Source organism: Achromobacter xylosoxidans A8 (assembly GCF_000165835.1).
Classification (GTDB): Bacteria; Pseudomonadota; Gammaproteobacteria; order Burkholderiales; family Burkholderiaceae_B; genus Achromobacter; species Achromobacter xylosoxidans_B.
Genome location: NC_014640.1, coordinates 6,329,642 through 6,344,947, shown reverse-complemented (window position 1 = coordinate 6,344,947; position 15,306 = coordinate 6,329,642). Strand labels below are relative to the sequence as shown.

General features: G+C 67.3%; 11 protein-coding genes. 6 read left to right on the top strand and 5 right to left on the bottom strand.

All coding sequences use genetic code 11. From position 1 onward, the window contains the following. Positions 1 to 74: 74 nt before the first annotated feature. Positions 75 to 1,127: a gentisate 1,2-dioxygenase gene (gene gtdA, locus AXYL_RS29165; protein ID WP_013396484.1), complete on the bottom strand. Its 1,053-nt coding sequence runs from the start codon at positions 1,125 to 1,127 to the stop codon at positions 75 to 77. 167 nt (positions 1,128 to 1,294) lie between these two features. Between gtdA and AXYL_RS29160 the strand changes: the two genes are divergently transcribed. Both AXYL_RS29160 and AXYL_RS29155 read left to right on the top strand, forming a co-directional pair. Then, the gene (locus AXYL_RS29160) at positions 1,295 to 2,230 is read left to right on the top strand and encodes a LysR substrate-binding domain-containing protein (protein ID WP_013396483.1); all 936 of its coding nucleotides are present in this window, start codon (positions 1,295 to 1,297) and stop codon (positions 2,228 to 2,230) included. Continuing rightward, positions 2,230 to 2,775, top strand: a complete 546-nt coding sequence (locus AXYL_RS29155) for a hypothetical protein (RefSeq protein ID WP_013396482.1) — start codon at positions 2,230 to 2,232, stop codon at positions 2,773 to 2,775. The genes AXYL_RS29160 and AXYL_RS29155 overlap by 1 nt, the downstream gene beginning before the upstream one ends. Positions 2,776 to 3,288: 513 nt before the next feature. Here AXYL_RS29155 and AXYL_RS29150 read toward each other — a convergent pair. The 3 genes from AXYL_RS29150 to AXYL_RS29140 form a co-directional block, all read right to left on the bottom strand. Next, entirely contained in the window at positions 3,289 to 4,767 is a 1,479-nt protein-coding gene (locus tag AXYL_RS29150; protein ID WP_013396481.1) for an efflux transporter outer membrane subunit, read from the bottom strand. 75 nt (positions 4,768 to 4,842) lie between these two features. Further along, positions 4,843 to 8,058, bottom strand: a complete 3,216-nt coding sequence (locus AXYL_RS29145) for an efflux RND transporter permease subunit (protein WP_013396480.1) — start codon at positions 8,056 to 8,058, stop codon at positions 4,843 to 4,845. A gap of 25 nt (positions 8,059 to 8,083) precedes the next feature. Next, positions 8,084 to 9,280: an efflux RND transporter periplasmic adaptor subunit gene (locus tag AXYL_RS29140; protein ID WP_013396479.1), complete on the bottom strand. Its 1,197-nt coding sequence runs from the start codon at positions 9,278 to 9,280 to the stop codon at positions 8,084 to 8,086. A gap of 381 nt (positions 9,281 to 9,661) precedes the next feature. Here AXYL_RS29140 and AXYL_RS29135 point away from each other — a divergent pair, with 381 nt between their 5' ends. The 3 genes from AXYL_RS29135 to AXYL_RS29125 all read left to right on the top strand — a co-directional run bounded on the left by AXYL_RS29135 (position 9,662) and on the right by AXYL_RS29125 (position 12,753). Next, positions 9,662 to 10,729, top strand: coding sequence for a LysR family transcriptional regulator (locus tag AXYL_RS29135; protein WP_013396478.1), 1,068 nt, complete (start codon positions 9,662 to 9,664; stop codon positions 10,727 to 10,729). Positions 10,730 to 10,879: 150 nt separating this feature from the next. Then, a complete protein-coding gene (locus tag AXYL_RS29130) occupies positions 10,880 to 11,980 on the top strand; it encodes an AI-2E family transporter (protein WP_013396477.1) in 1,101 nt (366 codons plus the stop codon). Positions 11,981 to 11,985: 5 nt separating this feature from the next. Beyond that, entirely contained in the window at positions 11,986 to 12,753 is a 768-nt protein-coding gene (locus tag AXYL_RS29125) for a phytanoyl-CoA dioxygenase family protein (RefSeq protein ID WP_013396476.1), read from the top strand. A gap of 2 nt (positions 12,754 to 12,755) precedes the next feature. Here AXYL_RS29125 and AXYL_RS29120 read toward each other — a convergent pair whose 3' ends face one another. Then, the gene (locus AXYL_RS29120) at positions 12,756 to 14,228 is read right to left on the bottom strand and encodes an MFS transporter (protein WP_049797873.1); all 1,473 of its coding nucleotides are present in this window, start codon (positions 14,226 to 14,228) and stop codon (positions 12,756 to 12,758) included. Between the two features lie 97 nt (positions 14,229 to 14,325). Between AXYL_RS29120 and AXYL_RS29115 the strand changes: the two genes are divergently transcribed. Then, positions 14,326 to 15,216: a helix-turn-helix transcriptional regulator gene (locus tag AXYL_RS29115; protein WP_013396474.1), complete on the top strand. Its 891-nt coding sequence runs from the start codon at positions 14,326 to 14,328 to the stop codon at positions 15,214 to 15,216. The last annotated feature ends 90 nt before the right edge of the window (positions 15,217 to 15,306 follow it).

Sequence of the window (15,306 nt, the reverse complement as noted above, 5' to 3'; positions counted from 1 at the left end):
TCACCTTTGATGAATGCGGGGCGGAGCCTGGCATGGCCCCGGCCTGAAACGGAAGAAGAAGGAGAGCGCCGGCTTCAGCCGACGCGCGCTTCGCGCCACACGCCCAGCGCGTCCTGCACCGGGCGGTCGGAATAGCTGAACAGGGTGGCGTCGTCCAGCGCGGCCAGCTGCACGGGCTGCCAGGATGGGGCAACGAAGACGTCGCGTGGGCCGAAATGGAATTCCTGGTCGCCGATGCGGGCGGTGCCGCGGCCCTCGACCACGCTGTAGACGGTGGAGTCGGTGCTGCGGTACGTCTTGCCCTGGAAGCCGGCCGGCAGGAATTGCATGAAGGTCGCCATGGTCGGCATGGGATAGCCGCCGGTGGCCGGATTCAGGTAGCGCAGCTTCACGCCGTCCCAGGGGTCCAGTTCGCCATGGCGGTAGAGCTGGTCCAGCGCTTCGCGGCTGCGCTCGTAGGGGTAGTTGAAGATGGGCGAGGTGCCGCTGGCGGTCTGATGGCGCACGGGCGCCATGTTGTGGCCGTAGCGCGCCATGCTGTCGCCCTCGGGGCGGGTCACGGGCTGCGTGGCCGAGGGATAGTTTTCGGCGAAGCCCGCATCCAGGAAACGCAGCAGCGGGATGTCCAGGCCGTCCAGCCACACGACGGGTTCGCCGCCTTCGGCGGTCTCGGCGTTGCCATGGTCATGCCAGGTCCAGGACGGCGTGATGATGAAGTCGCCGGGGTGCATGGTGGTGCGCTCGCCGTTGACCGCGGTATAGGCGCCGCGGCCTTCGACGATGAAGCGCAGCGCTGACTGCGTGTGGCGGTGGCTGGGTGCGATCTCGCCAGGCAGGATCAGCTGCAGGCCGGCATACAGGCTCTGGGTGATGCTGGCCTGGCCGGGCAGGCCGGGATTCTCCAGGATGAGCACGCGCCGCACGGCTTCTTCCGCCGTGATCAACGAGCCGGACGCCATGACGTCGTCGCGCACGTCCTCGTACTTCCAGATGGCGGGGACGCAACGCGGCGCGGGCTCGCGCGGCACCAGGTTGTGCAACGACTCCCAGAGGGGGGCCATGTGCTTTCTGGCGATGCGTGCGTAATAGGCGGCGCGGTCGGCGCCGGGGGTGTGGCCGTCGGGCATGCTTGTCTCCGGAATGTCCGGCTGGCGCCGGCTTCGCGTGGCCGCCGCTAGGTTCGCGGCTGGTCCTGATGTGGAGACGATTATGCGTAAGGAGCTATGTGTTTTGAAATGAAATTATCTTATTATCCATATCAATAAGAATATACATAGACGAGACGAGGGCCTGCATGGACTGGACCCACCGATTGCGCCTGCGCAATCTGAAAATGCTGCTGAGCCTGGCCCAGACCCGCAACATCAGCCATTCGGCTGCGATGCTCAACACGACGCAGCCGGGTTTGTCCAAGTGGCTGAAGGATCTGGAAGACGATATCGGGCTGCCGCTGTTCGAACGGCACGCGCGCGGCTTGCGGCCCACGCCGCATGGCGACGTGCTGATCACGCATGCCCAGCGGGTGGAAGCGCAGCTGGACCGCGCCAGCGCGGACATGGCGGCGCTGCGCGAGGGCGGCGGCGGCCGGGTGGTGATAGGCGCATCGGGCGCGTCGGCGTCGGACACGGTGCCGCTGGCGGTGATGAAGCTGCTGGAACGCATGCCGCAGGCGCGGGTGAAACTGGTGGAGGGTACGACCGATCTGCTGCTGGCGCAGTTGGCGCAGGGCGACCTGGACATTGTGGTGGGGCGTTCCGCGCCTGAGCATCACGACCCGGCCATCCGGTTCGAGGCCTTGTACCTGGAACCCATACACCTGGTGGCGCGGCCGCGCCATCCTCTATTCGCGATCGAGCAGCCGTCCTGGCCGGATCTCCTGTCCTACCGCTGGATCCTGTGGCCCAAGGGCACGCCTATCCGCAACGCGGTGGACGCGGCGCTGGCTGCGGCGGGGCAGGCGCCGCCGCCAGACCATGTCGAATCCAATTCGGTGACCATCAATCTCACGCTGATCAACAACAGCGACATGATCGGCGTGGCTTCGCATCGGGCGGCGCTGCGGTTTTCGCAGATGCGGGCGATGCGGATCATTCCGGTGCGGCTGTCGGGTTTCGGGTCGGTGGCGATGTACTGGCGCGAGGACGCGTTCAGGCCGATTGCGGTGGAGGAGGCGATGGCGGCGTTGCGGAACACGGTGGCGGAACATGCGCCTGGCGCGGCGAGGTCTTGATGGACGCGCCGCGAGCGGGGCTGAATGCGTTGATCGCGCAGTGCCGCAAGCTGGAGGCGGCGTTGCCGCAGCAGGACGGGCCAGCCATATCGGCGGCGATGCATCGCTTCGTGGCGGATATGGATGCGCGTCGCGCGCCGCCGGGGATGTGGTCGCCGCTGGTGTTGGCGGTGCTGGTGATGACGGGCGGGTTGGGCGTGGGGATAGGCGTGCTGAGTCTGTTGCTGCGCGTGGCTGGGCCGGCGCTGGCGGCGTTTGCGCTGGTGCTGGTTTGCGCGGCGACGGCTTTGGCGTTGGCTATCGGCGTGGTGGCGTTCATGGGCGGGCACGCGTTCGGGCTGGTGGTGCTGAAGCGGCTGGCCTTGGGGTTGATCGCTGTTGGGTTTCTGGGGGTGATTGCCTGGACGCAGGGGGATGTGCGGGCTGTCGGGCCTGTGGTGGCTTTGCTGGCGGGGTTGGGGGCTTGGCTGGTGCTTAATAGCAATGGGTTTTATGTGTTTGCTGGGTATCAGATGGCTCGTCGGTATATGGAGCGTGGGGGGTGAGGGGGTTGTGGGGGCGTGTGGGCTCTTGAAGCGTTCGTTGCGTTCTTGTGGCGCCTGTTGCGTTTCTATGGCGCCTGTCGAGTTCTTGTGACGCCTGTCGAGTTCTTATGACGCCTGTCGAGTTCTTATGACGCCTGTCGCGTCGGCGGCCTGCGGGGCGCGGGGCAACGATTGCGGTCCGGAGCGTTCGCTCCGGACTGCCCCTGCCTCATCCTCGTCACCGCCTGCGGCGGCTCCTTCGGATTCCGTTGGGCTTATCGACGCCCCGCGCCCCGCAGGCCACCGACGCGACAGGCTCTGCTGGTTGAATCTTCACGGGTGCTGGGCCGGTCAGTGTGCTTGGCGTTCTGGCCAAGGATAGTGGGTGTTGGCGTGTCTTGCGGGGCCCGCCCCAAAAGGCCGCGCGGGCGGCCTTTTGGGGCATACGCTTTGGCTTGCTTTCGCGGTTGTGGTTGTCTGCGGTTGCCGTTGCCGTCGCTTTTGTTTTGCCCTTGCCCTTGCGGGCCTTGCTCTTTACTTGGCCGCCACCGTCTCCGGCGGCACCGGGTTCTCCCAGCCGCCGCCGATGGCGCGGATCAGGCCTACGGCGGAGCGGGCTTGCTCGCCGTTCAGTTGTACCGAGACGCGCTGTTGCAGCAGCACGCTGCGGTCGGCTTCGATCACGTCGAGGAAGCTGATGGAGCCTTCGCGGTATTGCGTGTGCGAGAGTTTTGCGGCGCGGGCGGCGGCGTCGACGGCGGCGTCTTGCGCTTTGGTCTGGTCGGCCAGGATGCGCAGGTTGGCCAGGTTGTCTTCCACTTCGCGGAACGCGTTCAGCACGGTCTGGCGGTAGACGGCGACGTCCTCTTCGTAGACGGCGCGGGCGCGGTCCAGGCCGGCCTGGCGGCGGCCGCCGTCGAAGATGGGCATGGAGAGCGCGGCGCCGACCAGCGGGCCTAGCAGGAAGGTGCGGCTGGACCACTGGAACAGGTTGCCCAGGTCCGAGGACTCGTAGCCGAAGGCGCCGGTGATGTCCAGGCGCGGGAAGAAGGCGGACTTGGCCGCGCCCACGCGGGCGTTGGCGGCGGCCATGGCGCGTTCGGCGGCGGCGATGTCGGGGCGGCGTTCCAGCAGGGTGGACGGCAGGCCGGCCGGGATCGATAGCGCGACCTTCTGGATCGGCTGCGGGGGCATGGCGAAGTCCGCGGGGGCGCGGCCCAGCAGCACGGCCAGGGCGTGTTCGGAGGCGGCGCGGCGGCGGTCGATGCCCAGGGCTTCAGATTGTGCGCTGGCGAGTTCGGCCTTGGCGCGGGCCAGGTCGAGTTCGCTGATGTCGCCGGCGTCGTAGCGGCGCTGGATCAGTTGCAGGGTGTCGGTGCGCAGCTTGACCGTCTGGCGGTAGAGCTGCGATTCGGCGTCCTGTTCGCGCACCAGGAAGTAGGTGGTGGCGACGTCGGCCTGCAGGGCCAGCAGCACGGAGCGGTAGAGCGCTTCGCTTTGCTGGGCGTCGGCGCTGGCGGCGTCGTAGGTGGAGGCGACGCGGCCGAACAGGTCGGCTTCGTAGGACACGGCGCCTTGTGCCCGCCAGGTGGTGACCGGGCTGGTCGAGGTGCCGTCCGGCAAGCCTTGCGACACGGCCGAGGGGCGCTGGCGGTTGGGGCCGAAGGCGGCGTCCAGGTTGGGGAAGAAGCCGGCGCGGGCTTCGCGTTGCAGCGCGCGCGACTGGGTCAGGCGGGCGGCGGCGGCCTGCAGGTTCTGGTTGGCCTGCTGGGCTTCTTCCTGCAACTGGTTCAGGCCTTCGTCGCCGAATACCTTCCACCAGGCGCCGCGCAGCGCGTCTTCCGACGGCTCGGCGGTCTTCCAGGTGCCGGCTTCGGAGGCGGGCAGGGCGGCTTCCTTGAAGGCCGCGGGCACCGCGGCCGAGGGCCGTTCGTAGGTCGGGCCCACCGCGCAGCCGGCTAGCACGAGCAGGACGGCAAGCAGGGCGGAACCGCGGGTCAGTCTTTTGATCATGATGACTATTCTCTTGTGGGCGCCTCCCGCCGCGGGGGCGGGAGGCGCTGACTATGCTTCTTCTGGTCTGCCGGCTCAGGTCTGGTGCTGCGTGGAGGGCGGTGCGTTCGGGTCCAGGTGCGGCACGCAGACCGGGGCTTCGTGCTGCGCGGCGGAGTGCAGCTTCTTGCCGCCCAGCGTGCGCAGCAGCACGTAGAACACCGGGGTCAGGAACAGGCCGAACAGGGTCACGCCCAGCATGCCGAAGAACACGGCGATACCCATGGCCTGGCGCATTTCAGAGCCTGCGCCCGAGGACAGCACCAGCGGTACCACGCCCATGATGAACGCGATGGACGTCATCAGGATGGGGCGCAGGCGCAGGCGGCTGGCCTCGATGGCGGCTTCCAGCGGGCTGCGGCCGTTCATTTCCAGTTCGCGGGCGAATTCCACGATCAGGATCGCGTTCTTCGCCGACAGCCCCACCAGCACCATCAAGCCGATCTGCGTGAAGATGTTGTTGTCGTTGCCGGTCAGGTAGACGCCCGTCAACGCGGCCAGGATGCTCATCGGCACGATCAGGATCACGGCCAGCGGCAGGGTCAGGCTTTCGTACAGGGCGGCCAGCACCAGGAACACCAGCAGCACGCTGATCGGGAACACCCACAGGCCGGCGTTGCCCGCCAGGATCTGCTGGTAGGTCAGGTCGGTCCATTCCATCTTCATGCCGCGCGGCAGGGTCTCGGCGGCCACGCGCTCGGCCGCGGCCTGGGCCTGGTCGGACGAATAGCCGGGCGCCGGACCGCCGTTGATGTCGGCGGCGGTGTAGCCGTTGTAGCGCACCACCATTTCCGGACCGAAGGTCTGGTTGACCGTGACCAGCGAGGACAGCGGCACCATTTCGCCGGCGGCGTTGCGGGTTTTCAGTTGCAGGATGTCGTCGGCGTGCGCGCGGAATTGCGCGTCGGCTTGCGCCCGCACCTGGAAGACGCGGCCGAAACGGTTGAAGTCGTTGACGTACATCGAGCCCAGGTAGATCTGCATGGTGTCGAACACTTCCGTCACCGGCACGCCCAGCTGCTTGGCCTTGACGCGGTCCAGGTCCACGTCCAGCTGCGGCACGTTGATCTCGTAGCTGGAGAAGGCGGGGCCCAGCTCCGGCGTCTGGCGCGCCTTTTCCAGGAAGGCTTGCTTGGCCTTGTCCAGTTCGGCGTAGCCGGCGGCGCCACGGTCCTCGATCTGGAACTTGAAACCGCCCAGCGTGCCCAGGCCCATCACGGGCGGGGGCGGGAACACGGCGATGAACGAGTCCTGGATGGCCGCGAACTTCTGGTTGAGCGAGCCCGCGATGGCGTCGCCCGACAGCGCCGCGCCTTTGCGTTCCTTGAAAGGCTTGAGCGTGACGAACACGATGCCGGCGCTGGAGCTGTTGGTGAAGCCGTTGATCGACAGGCCGGGGAAGGCGATGGTGCTCTGCACGCCGGGTTCCTTCAGGGCGATGTCGCTCATGCGGCGGATCACCGCTTCGGTGCGGTCCAGCGAGGCGCCGTTGGGCAGCTGCGTGAAGGCGATCAGGTACTGCTTGTCCTGCGCGGGCACGAAGCCGCCAGGCACCAGGTAGGAGACGCCGATGGTGGCGGCCACCAGCACGGCGTACACGCCCATGGCGCCGGCCTTGCGGCGGATCACGCTGGCCACGCCCGTGCCGTAGGACTCGGACGCGCGGCCGAACATATTGTTGAACCAGTTGAAGAAGCGGCCGAAGACGCGGTTCATGCCACGGGTCAGCCAGTCAGGCTTGTCGTGATGGCTCTTGAGCAGGATGGCCGACAGCGCGGGCGACAGGGTCAGCGAGTTGAAGGCCGAGATCACCGTCGAGATGGCGATGGTCATGGCGAACTGCTTGTAGAACTGGCCGGTCAGGCCCGTCATGAAGGCCAGCGGCACGAACACCGCGCACAGGGTCAGCGCGATGGCGATGATGGGGCCGCTGACTTCGCGCATGGCGCGGTAGGTCGCGTCGCGCGGACTCAAGCCCGCCGCGATGTTGCGCTCCACGTTTTCCACCACCACGATGGCGTCGTCCACCACGATGCCGATGGCCAGCACCATGCCGAACAGCGAGAGCGCGTTGATGGAATAGCCGAACATCAGCAGCAGCGCGAAGGTACCCACGATGGACACCGGCACCGCCAGCAGCGGGATGATCGACGCGCGCCAGGTCTGCAGGAACAGGATCACCACCAACACCACCAGAGCGATTGCTTCCAGCAGCGTGGTCACCACGGCTTCGATGCTGGCGCGCACGAATTGCGTGGGGTCGTATTCGATGCGGTATTCCACGCCGGGCGGGAAGTCCTGCTCCAGTTCGGCCATGGCGGCGCGCACCTGGCTGGACACGTCCAGCGCGTTGGCGCCGGGCGACTGCATGATGCCCATGCCGACGGCCTGCTTGTTGTCCAGCAGCGAGCGCAAGCCGTATTCCTGCGCGTCCAGTTCCACGCGGGCCACGTCCGACAGATAGGTCACGGCGCCGTCGGGCGAGGTCTTCAGGATGATGTCGCGGAATTCCTCTTCGCTTTGCAGGCGGCCGCGCGCATTGACGTTCAGCTGCAGCGGCACGTCGCCCAGCGTCGGGGACGCGCCGATGACGCCGGCGGCGACCTGCACGTTCTGCTCGCGGATGGCGTTGACGACCTCGGTGGCGGTCAGGCCGCGCTGGGCGACCTTTTGCGGGTCCAGCCAGACGCGCATGGAATAGTTGCCCGAGCCCCACACCGTCACTTCGCCCACGCCCGTGATGCGGGCCAGCCGGTCCTTGACGTTCAGGATGGCGTAGTTGCGCAGATAGGTGATGTCGTAGCGGTCATTGGGCGAGATCAGGTGCACCACCAGCGTCAGCGTGGGCGAGCTCTTGGCCGTGGTCACGCCCAGGCGCTGCACGTCCGGCGGCAGGCGCGGCAGCGCCTGCGACACGCGGTTCTGCACCAGCTGCTGGGCCTTGTCCGGATCCACGCCCAGCTTGAAGTTCACCGTCAGCGTCAGGTTGCCGTCGCTATTGGCTTGCGACTGCATGTACAGCATGTCCTCGACGCCGTTGATGGATTCCTCCAGCGGCGAGGCCACGGTTTCGGCGATGACCTTGGGGTTGGCGCCCGGGTACTGCGCGCGCACGACCACGGACGGCGGCACCACTTCCGGGTATTCGGAGATGGGCAGCTGGAACATGGCCAGAAGGCCTGCCAGCAGCACCAGGACCGACAGCACGCCGGCGAAGATCGGCCGGTCGATGAAGAATTTCGAGATATTCATGAACGTTCTCGTTAGACGCGCCGGCTCAGTTCAGCGTGGCCGAGGCGGTCTTGACCGGGTTGCGTTGGGCCGCAACCATGGGGACGACGGTGGGGGTCACGGCATCGCCGGGACGGATGCGCTGCAGACCGTTGACGACGATGCGTTCGCCGGCGGCAAGGCCCGAATCGACCACGCGCAGGCCTTCCTGGTTGGCGCCCAGCTTGATCTGGCGGTAGACGGCGTGGTTCTTGTCGTCCAGCACCAGCACGTAGCGCTTGTCCTGGTCGGTGCCGATGGCTTTTTCGTCGATCAGCACGGCCTGGCGCGGGTCGCTGCCGCCCAGGCGGACGCGGGCATACAGGCCGGGCAGCAGCATGCCGTCGGCGTTGTCGAATTCGGCCCGTACGCGGATCGTGCCGGAGGTGGTGTCCAGGCGGTTGTCCACGGACTGCACGACGCCGGTGCGCGAATAGCCTTCCTCGTTGGCCAGGCCGAGTTCCACCGGCACGGCGCCGCTGCGGCCGCCGCGCGCGGGGTTCACGTAGCGCAGGAAGGTCTGCTCGTCCACGTCGAACGAGGCGTACATCTTGGAGACCGACACCAGCCGGGTCAGCGGCACCGACGCGGCGCCGGCTGCCACCACGTTGCCCACGGTGACCTCGGCGCGCGACACGCGGCCGGCCACGGGGGCTTCGATGCGGGTGTAGCCGAGGTTCAGCTTGGCATAGTCCAGCGCGGCTTGCGCGCCCTGGAGATTGGCGGCGGCTTCGCGCGCGGCGTTCTGCTTTTCCTCGAAATCGCGGCGGGCGATGGCGTTATCGGTCAGCAGGCGCTGGCCGCGGGCCAGTTCGGTGGCGGTGTACGAGGCGCGGGCCTTCGCGGCGGTCAGCGCGGCGGCGGCGCGGTCCACTTCGGCGGCATAGGGGCGCGGATCGATGGTGAAGAGTACGTCGCCCTTCTTGACGATGCTGCCGTCCTGGAAATGCACGGCGGTGAGGGTGCCCGACACCAGGGGACGGATGTCGACGCGGTCGATGGCTTCCAGGCGGCCGGAGTAGCGCTGCCAATCCACGATGGTCTTGTTCAGCACCTCGGCTACCTCGACCGGGGGCGCGGCGGGGGCGGTCTGCGCCTGGGCGGCGTTGGCGCCGGCGGGAGCACGGAACAGGGCGTAACCGCCGCCGGCGGCGATGACGGCTGCAAAGACGGCGAGCACAGCAATACGATTGCGCGAAACCATGGTGTTTCCTTGAGAGATGATGGGGCGAAAGCGCGCTTGCCTGGGTGAGCCTGGGGCGGGGGGCGGCTGTGGCGGTCTGGACAGGCCTGTCCTCAGGATCCGGTGAAAATGCTGCGATGCAACATGTAATGCGGCTGCGCATTTCAGGCAAAGGCGCCTGGTTGGGCGGGTCTTTGCGGTTACCGGAATCTGAGGGTAGGCATGCCCTTTGACGGCGCCTGGCGGCAAGGGCACTTCAAGATGGTTTGCATTCTGAGCGGTTTAGGGGGGCGGATAAACCCGTATGTTTCGGCAACACTAGTCGTCAAGGTCGACTAATCAACGCCGAAAACGGGTTATGCTCCGTCCACACCGACTATTTCCCAAAAGGACACCGTCGCCATGGACCGTTTTCAGGCTATGCAGGTGTTTGTGCGCGTCGTCGACGCCAACAGCTTCACGCGGGCGGCCGACAGCCTCTCGCTGCCGCGCACCACCGTCACCACCATCATCCAGAACCTCGAACGCCTTTTGGGCGTGCGTCTGCTCAACCGAACCACGCGCCGTATCGGCCTGACGCCCGACGGCGCCGGCTATTACCAGCACTGCGTGCGCATCCTGGCGGACGTCGAGGAAACCGAGGCCTGCTTCCAGGAAGCGGCCCTGCGTCTGAAGGGCAGGCTGCGCATCGACGTGCCGACCTGCATCGGACGGCTGATCCTGATTCCCTCATTGTGTGATTTCCACGACAAATACCCTGACGTGGAGCTGGTGCTGGGCTTGGGCGACCGTCCGGTCGACATGGTGCAGGAGGCCGTGGATTGCGTGATCCGCGCCGGCGACCTGGAAGATTCCAGCCTGGTCGCGCGCCGTATCGGCACGCTGCAGACCGTGACCTGCGCATCCCCCACCTATGTGGCGCGCCACGGCCTGCCGCAGACCATCGACGAGCTGCGCGACCATCACGCCGTGCACTATTTTTCCAGCCGTACCGGCCGCAATTGCGCCTGGGACTTCAGGGTCGACGGCAAGCACCAGGAAGTGGAAATGAAGGGCGTGGTGTCGGTGAACGAGGCCGGCGCCTACCTGGATTGCGGGCTGAAGGGCTTTGGCCTGATCCAGACCGCCCGCTATATGGCCCTGCCGCACCTGCAAACGGGCGAGCTCATCGAAGTGCTGCCGCAGTGGAAGCCCAGCCCCACGGCGATCTCGGTGCTGTACCCGCAAAGCCGCCAGTTGTCGCCCAAGGTGCGCGCCTTTGCCGACTGGACCGCCGAATTGTTCGCCAGCTGCCCGCTCTTGAGCGGCCGCGACGAGACCGATCCGGCTGCCGCCAGCTGCGGCGTCTACGCGCGCCAGGTCAGCCAGGCGAACACCCTGGCGTCCACCGCGCCCAGGCCGGCGCTGGAGGAATACCTGCCGCCGCGCCGCCGCAGCGCGCGCGAAGAGGCTGCCGAATACGCCCTGTAAGCGTCTGGCACGGAGGGCGGATCCGCCCTCCGCCCAGGGCGACACGGGAAACCCCGTAGTAAATACAGGCCTTGTGTCCCTCGATTTGCATGAAACGTCTGTATAGTCCGACAGTCAAAGCCTACAACGCCCTTACTGTCGATCCGCTCCATGCAGCCTGTACTACCCGCTTACCTGATCGCCCGTTGGCTTTTGTTGCTCGTGCTGCTGGCGGGGGTGTACTTCCTTAGCGGTTTCCTGGTCCCCGCGCTCGCCGCACTCATCATCGGCCTGGCCAGCTGGCCCCTGTATCAACGCCTGGTCGCCCGCTGTGGCGGCCGCACCGCGCTGGCCGCCTCGCTGGCGCTGCTGGTGGTGATCGTGGTGCTGATCGTGCCGATGTCGCTGGCGCTGTCCTACGCCATCAAGGAAGCCAGCACCTTCTTCGCCTGGGCCATCGCGGCCAACCGTCATGGCGTGGACGTGCCCAACTGGATCACCTCCATGCCGGTAGTGGGCGAGCGCCTGGGCCAGTACTGGGAAGCCTACATCGGCCAGCCGCATGCGCTGGGCGCCCTGGTCGAGGCCGTCAGCGGCGAGCATCTGGGCAATATCTACCGCATGGTGCTGGCGGCCACGGGCAATGTGTTCCAGCTGCTGCTGACCGTGCTGTTCATGCTGATCACGCTGTTCTTCGTCTACAAGGACGGCATCCGCATGGTGGCCCAGCTGGACGTGCTGGGCGAACGTATCCTGCCTGCGCGCTGGCAGCGTTTTTCGCGCGTGGTGCCGGCCACCATCAACTCCACCGTCACCGGCATGGGCCTGATTGCCTTGGGCGAAGGCCTGGTGCTGGGCATCGCCTACTGGGTGGCGGGCGTGCCGTCGCCGGTGCTGCTGGGCGTGGTCACGGGCTTCATGGCGCTGATACCCGGCGGCGCGCCGCTGTCGTTCACCTTGGTGTCGCTGTATCTGGTGGGCTCGGGCCACTTGGTGGCGGGCATCGCCCTGATGGTCTGGGGCAGCGTGGAACTCTTCATCGTCGACAAGACCTTGCGCCCGCGGCTGGTGGGCGGGCCGGTCAAGCTGCCTTTCCTGCCGACCTTCTTCGGCTTGGTGGGTGGCGTGAAAACCATGGGCATCGTCGGGCTGTTCGTAGGTCCCGTGCTGATGGCCCTGCTGGTGGCGGTGTGGCGCGAATGGGTGCACCATGAGGTACAGGAACGCGATGCCGCCCGCATCAATCCTCCCGCCCAACCCCCTGCAACCTGAATGCCATGTTGTTGCCTGATGATCAGATAGCCGTCCTGCGCGAGCAGGGCTTCGTGGTGGCGCGCCAGTTCGCCAGCCCGGAACAGGTGGCGGCGCTGCGCGCCGTCGCCGAACGCCATTTGCGCGAACACATCGCGCCCATCGAATACGAAGCCGACCTGCGCTATCCCGGCGCGCCCGAGTCGCGCGCCGCCGAAGGCGGGCAGACCGTGCGCCGCCTGCTGAGCGCCTACGCCCGCGATCCCTTGTTCGCGCAATGGGCCACCGATGCCCGCATCGGCCAGTGGCTGGGACGCTACTTCGGTGAAACGCCGGTGCTGTCCACCGTGCACCACAACTGCGTGATGACCAAGCGCCCGGCCTACGGCAGCCTGACGGGGTGGCATCAGGACATCCGCTACTGGTCGTTTTCCGATACGGATCTGGTTTCCACCTGGCTGGCGCTGGGCCCGGAAACCCGTGCCAACGGCGGCCTGTCGTTCATCCCAGGTTCGCACGCTGCCGCCTTCGCGCCTGAACAGTTCGACCCGCAGAAGTTCTTCCGGGACGACGCGCCCCAGAACGCCGAATGGATCGCGCGCGCGGTCTGTCCGGAATTGCAGGCAGGCGATGTGGTGTTCTTCCATTGCCGCACCCTGCACGCGGCCCAGGGCAACAGCAGCGACCGTGTGAAGCTGTCGCTGGTGCACACCTATCATCCGCAGTCCTGTCATCCGCTGCCGGGCACGCGCTCGGCCAGCCAGCCGGGCGTGCCGCTGGCTTCGGCGGTCTGAGTTCAGCGGGGATACTGGCCTGATCCAGCGTCGCGTGCGGGGCGCCCTAGCCACCACAGCAGGGCCACCGCGATCAGTATCGCCGCGACGTTGAACTGCAGGGCGCTGGCGAAGGCCCGCGCATGGCTTTCGGCCTCGCCGGCATCGGCATAGGCGTCCAGCGTGCCGACAAACAGCATCCCCGCCGCCGACACGCCCAGCGCCGCGCCCACCTGCTGCAAGGTCGATACGACGCCCGCCGCCATGCCGGCATGGCGGTCTTCCACCAGGCCCAATGCCAGGTTCACCAACGGCGTGTTGACGGCGCCTTGCGCCGCGCCCAACCACACCAGCGCCGGCAATAGCGACCACGGCGCGAGGCTGGCGCCGGCCGCGCCGACCTGCAGCATCAAGGTCGCCGTGGCGCCGCCATACAGCAAAGCGGCCAAGGCGATGGCGCGCGTGCCGAAACGTGCGACCAGCCGCGGCGCCCACATCGATCCCGCCACGAAGCCCAAGCTGGCGGGCGCGAAGATCAGGCCCGCCGTCAGCGCGTCCAGCCCGAAGCCTGTCTGCACCAGCAACGCGTAGCAAAGAAACATCGCGCTGGTGGTGGAATACACCAACATCACCAGCAGGCAGCCCGCCGCGAAGCGCGGCTGCGCCAGCAAGGCCATGTCGACCAGCGGCGCGCCGCCGCGGGCCGCGATGCGGCGCTGCATGCGCACGAACAGCGCCAGCGCGGCGACCGCCGCCACGCCGCAAGCCAGCGTCCACGCGGGCCAGTGCCGCGTCGGACCTTCGATCAGCGCCAGCAACAGCAGGGCCAGTCCCGTGCCCACCAGCGCCGCGCCAGGCCAGTCCATGTGCGCGCCCGAAGGCTCGCGCGATTCCGGAATGTGGCGGGCCAGCCGCCATGCCAGCAGGCCCAGCGGCACGTTGAGCAGGAAGATGCTGCGCCAGGCCAGGCCGAACAGGTCGGCGTGCACGATCCAGCCGCCCAGCACTTGTCCCGCGATGGCCGCCAGTCCCAGCGTCATGCCCAGCAGGCCGAAGGCGCGCCGCCGCTCGTGGCCCTGATAGCTGACGCGGATCAGCGCGTAGACCTGCGGAAACAGCATGGCCGCCGCCATGCCTTGCAGGACGCGCGCGGCGATCAGTGTGTCGGCCGTGGGGGCAACGCCGCACAGCGCCGAGGCCAGCGCGAACCCCGCCATGCCCAGCATGAACAGGCGCCGCCGGCCGTGGCGGTCGCCCAGCCGGCTGCCGGCGATCAGCAGCACGCCGTAGGCCAGTTCGTAGGCGGCGATGATGAAGCTGATCTGCGCGAAGCTGGCGGACAGGGTGGACTGCATGCTGGGGATGGCGACGTTCACCACGAACAGATCGAAGATCGTGATGAAGCCGCCCGACAGCAGCACGGCCAGGCCCAGGCGGCCCATGGCGGGTTGCGGAGCAGCTTGCAGGCCGGGGCAGGGGAGTGTGGAGGAAGTCATGGAAAGCGCCATCGAAACAAGATTGGGCGCTATTCTGGAGAGGCTTTTAGCCTTATACAATTTAGCTACTTATGCTATTACTGGGTGCAATAGACTCATGACCGCTACCGAAGCCCCGAAGCGCCTGGCGCGCACCCGCGCGGATCTGTCCGAGTTCCTGCGGCTGCGCCGCGAACGGCTCAGTCCCGCCGCAGTCGGGCTGCCTGCGGGAGGCCGCCGGCGCACACCGGGATTGCGTCGCGAGGAAGTCGCCGCGCTGGCCGGCGTGGGCTTGGCCTGGTACACCTGGTTCGAACAAGGCCGCAACATCAGCGTGTCGGCCGGGTTCCTGGAAAACCTGGCGCGCGTGTTGCAGCTGGACGCCGCCGAGCGTCGCCACTTGTACCTGCTGGCGCACCAGCGTCCGCCATCGGAACCGGGCCGCACCTGGTGCACAGTACCTGCGCAGGTCCGCCGCCTGATGGACGATCTGCCGGCGCGTCCCGCCTATATCCTCAACCTGCGCTGGGACGTGGTGGTGTGGAACGCGGCCGCGGACCGCGTGTTCAATTTTTCGGCGCAGGCGGAGGGCCGCAGGAACCTGCTGTGGATGCTGTTCGCCGACCCGGCGATGCGCGAACTGTTCGTGGACTGGCCGGCGCAAGCGCCCGCCATGCTGTCTACCTTCCGCCGCGATTTCGCCAGCGCGGGCCAGGCGCCGGATGTAGCCGAACTGGTCGACGAGCTGGAATGCGTGTCGCCGGACTTCAAAGCCTGGTGGCGCGAACACGATGTGCATGGAGCCTGCACGGGCCTGCGCAGCCTTTGTTTGCCGTCCCTGGGCGAGTTGGCGTTCGAGCATTCCACCTTGTCGGTGGACGAGAGCCGGCATCTGCGGCTGGTGGTCTATGCGCCGGCGCCGGACGAACCGAAGGCGGCGGATTTCGAGCGCTGGCTTGGGGGCCGCGCAAGCGCCAGATCCAGGCCCGCCCGTGGCACCAGGGAATAGGCGCGGCGTGGGTCTACGGCGCCGCGGCGGGCGGCTCCTATAGTCGGATCTGCTTCCTATTGCCACGTCCTCGCGGACGTCTCCGCCGCT

What these genes read in the sequence shown, in the direction of transcription:
- gtdA (WP_013396484.1), bottom strand. Translation starts at nt 1,127, where the DNA reads ATGCCCGACGGCCACACCCCCGGCGCCGACCGCGCCGCCTATTACGCA.
- AXYL_RS29160 (WP_013396483.1), top strand. Translation starts at nt 1,295, where the DNA reads ATGGACTGGACCCACCGATTGCGCCTGCGCAATCTGAAAATGCTGCTG.
- AXYL_RS29155 (WP_013396482.1), top strand. Translation starts at nt 2,230, where the DNA reads ATGGACGCGCCGCGAGCGGGGCTGAATGCGTTGATCGCGCAGTGCCGC.
- AXYL_RS29150 (WP_013396481.1), bottom strand. Translation starts at nt 4,767, where the DNA reads ATGATCAAAAGACTGACCCGCGGTTCCGCCCTGCTTGCCGTCCTGCTC.
- AXYL_RS29145 (WP_013396480.1), bottom strand. Translation starts at nt 8,058, where the DNA reads ATGAATATCTCGAAATTCTTCATCGACCGGCCGATCTTCGCCGGCGTG.
- AXYL_RS29140 (WP_013396479.1), bottom strand. Translation starts at nt 9,280, where the DNA reads ATGGTTTCGCGCAATCGTATTGCTGTGCTCGCCGTCTTTGCAGCCGTC.
- AXYL_RS29135 (WP_013396478.1), top strand. Translation starts at nt 9,662, where the DNA reads ATGGACCGTTTTCAGGCTATGCAGGTGTTTGTGCGCGTCGTCGACGCC.
- AXYL_RS29130 (WP_013396477.1), top strand. Translation starts at nt 10,880, where the DNA reads ATGCAGCCTGTACTACCCGCTTACCTGATCGCCCGTTGGCTTTTGTTG.
- AXYL_RS29125 (WP_013396476.1), top strand. Translation starts at nt 11,986, where the DNA reads ATGTTGTTGCCTGATGATCAGATAGCCGTCCTGCGCGAGCAGGGCTTC.
- AXYL_RS29120 (WP_049797873.1), bottom strand. Translation starts at nt 14,228, where the DNA reads ATGACTTCCTCCACACTCCCCTGCCCCGGCCTGCAAGCTGCTCCGCAA.
- AXYL_RS29115 (WP_013396474.1), top strand. Translation starts at nt 14,326, where the DNA reads ATGACCGCTACCGAAGCCCCGAAGCGCCTGGCGCGCACCCGCGCGGAT.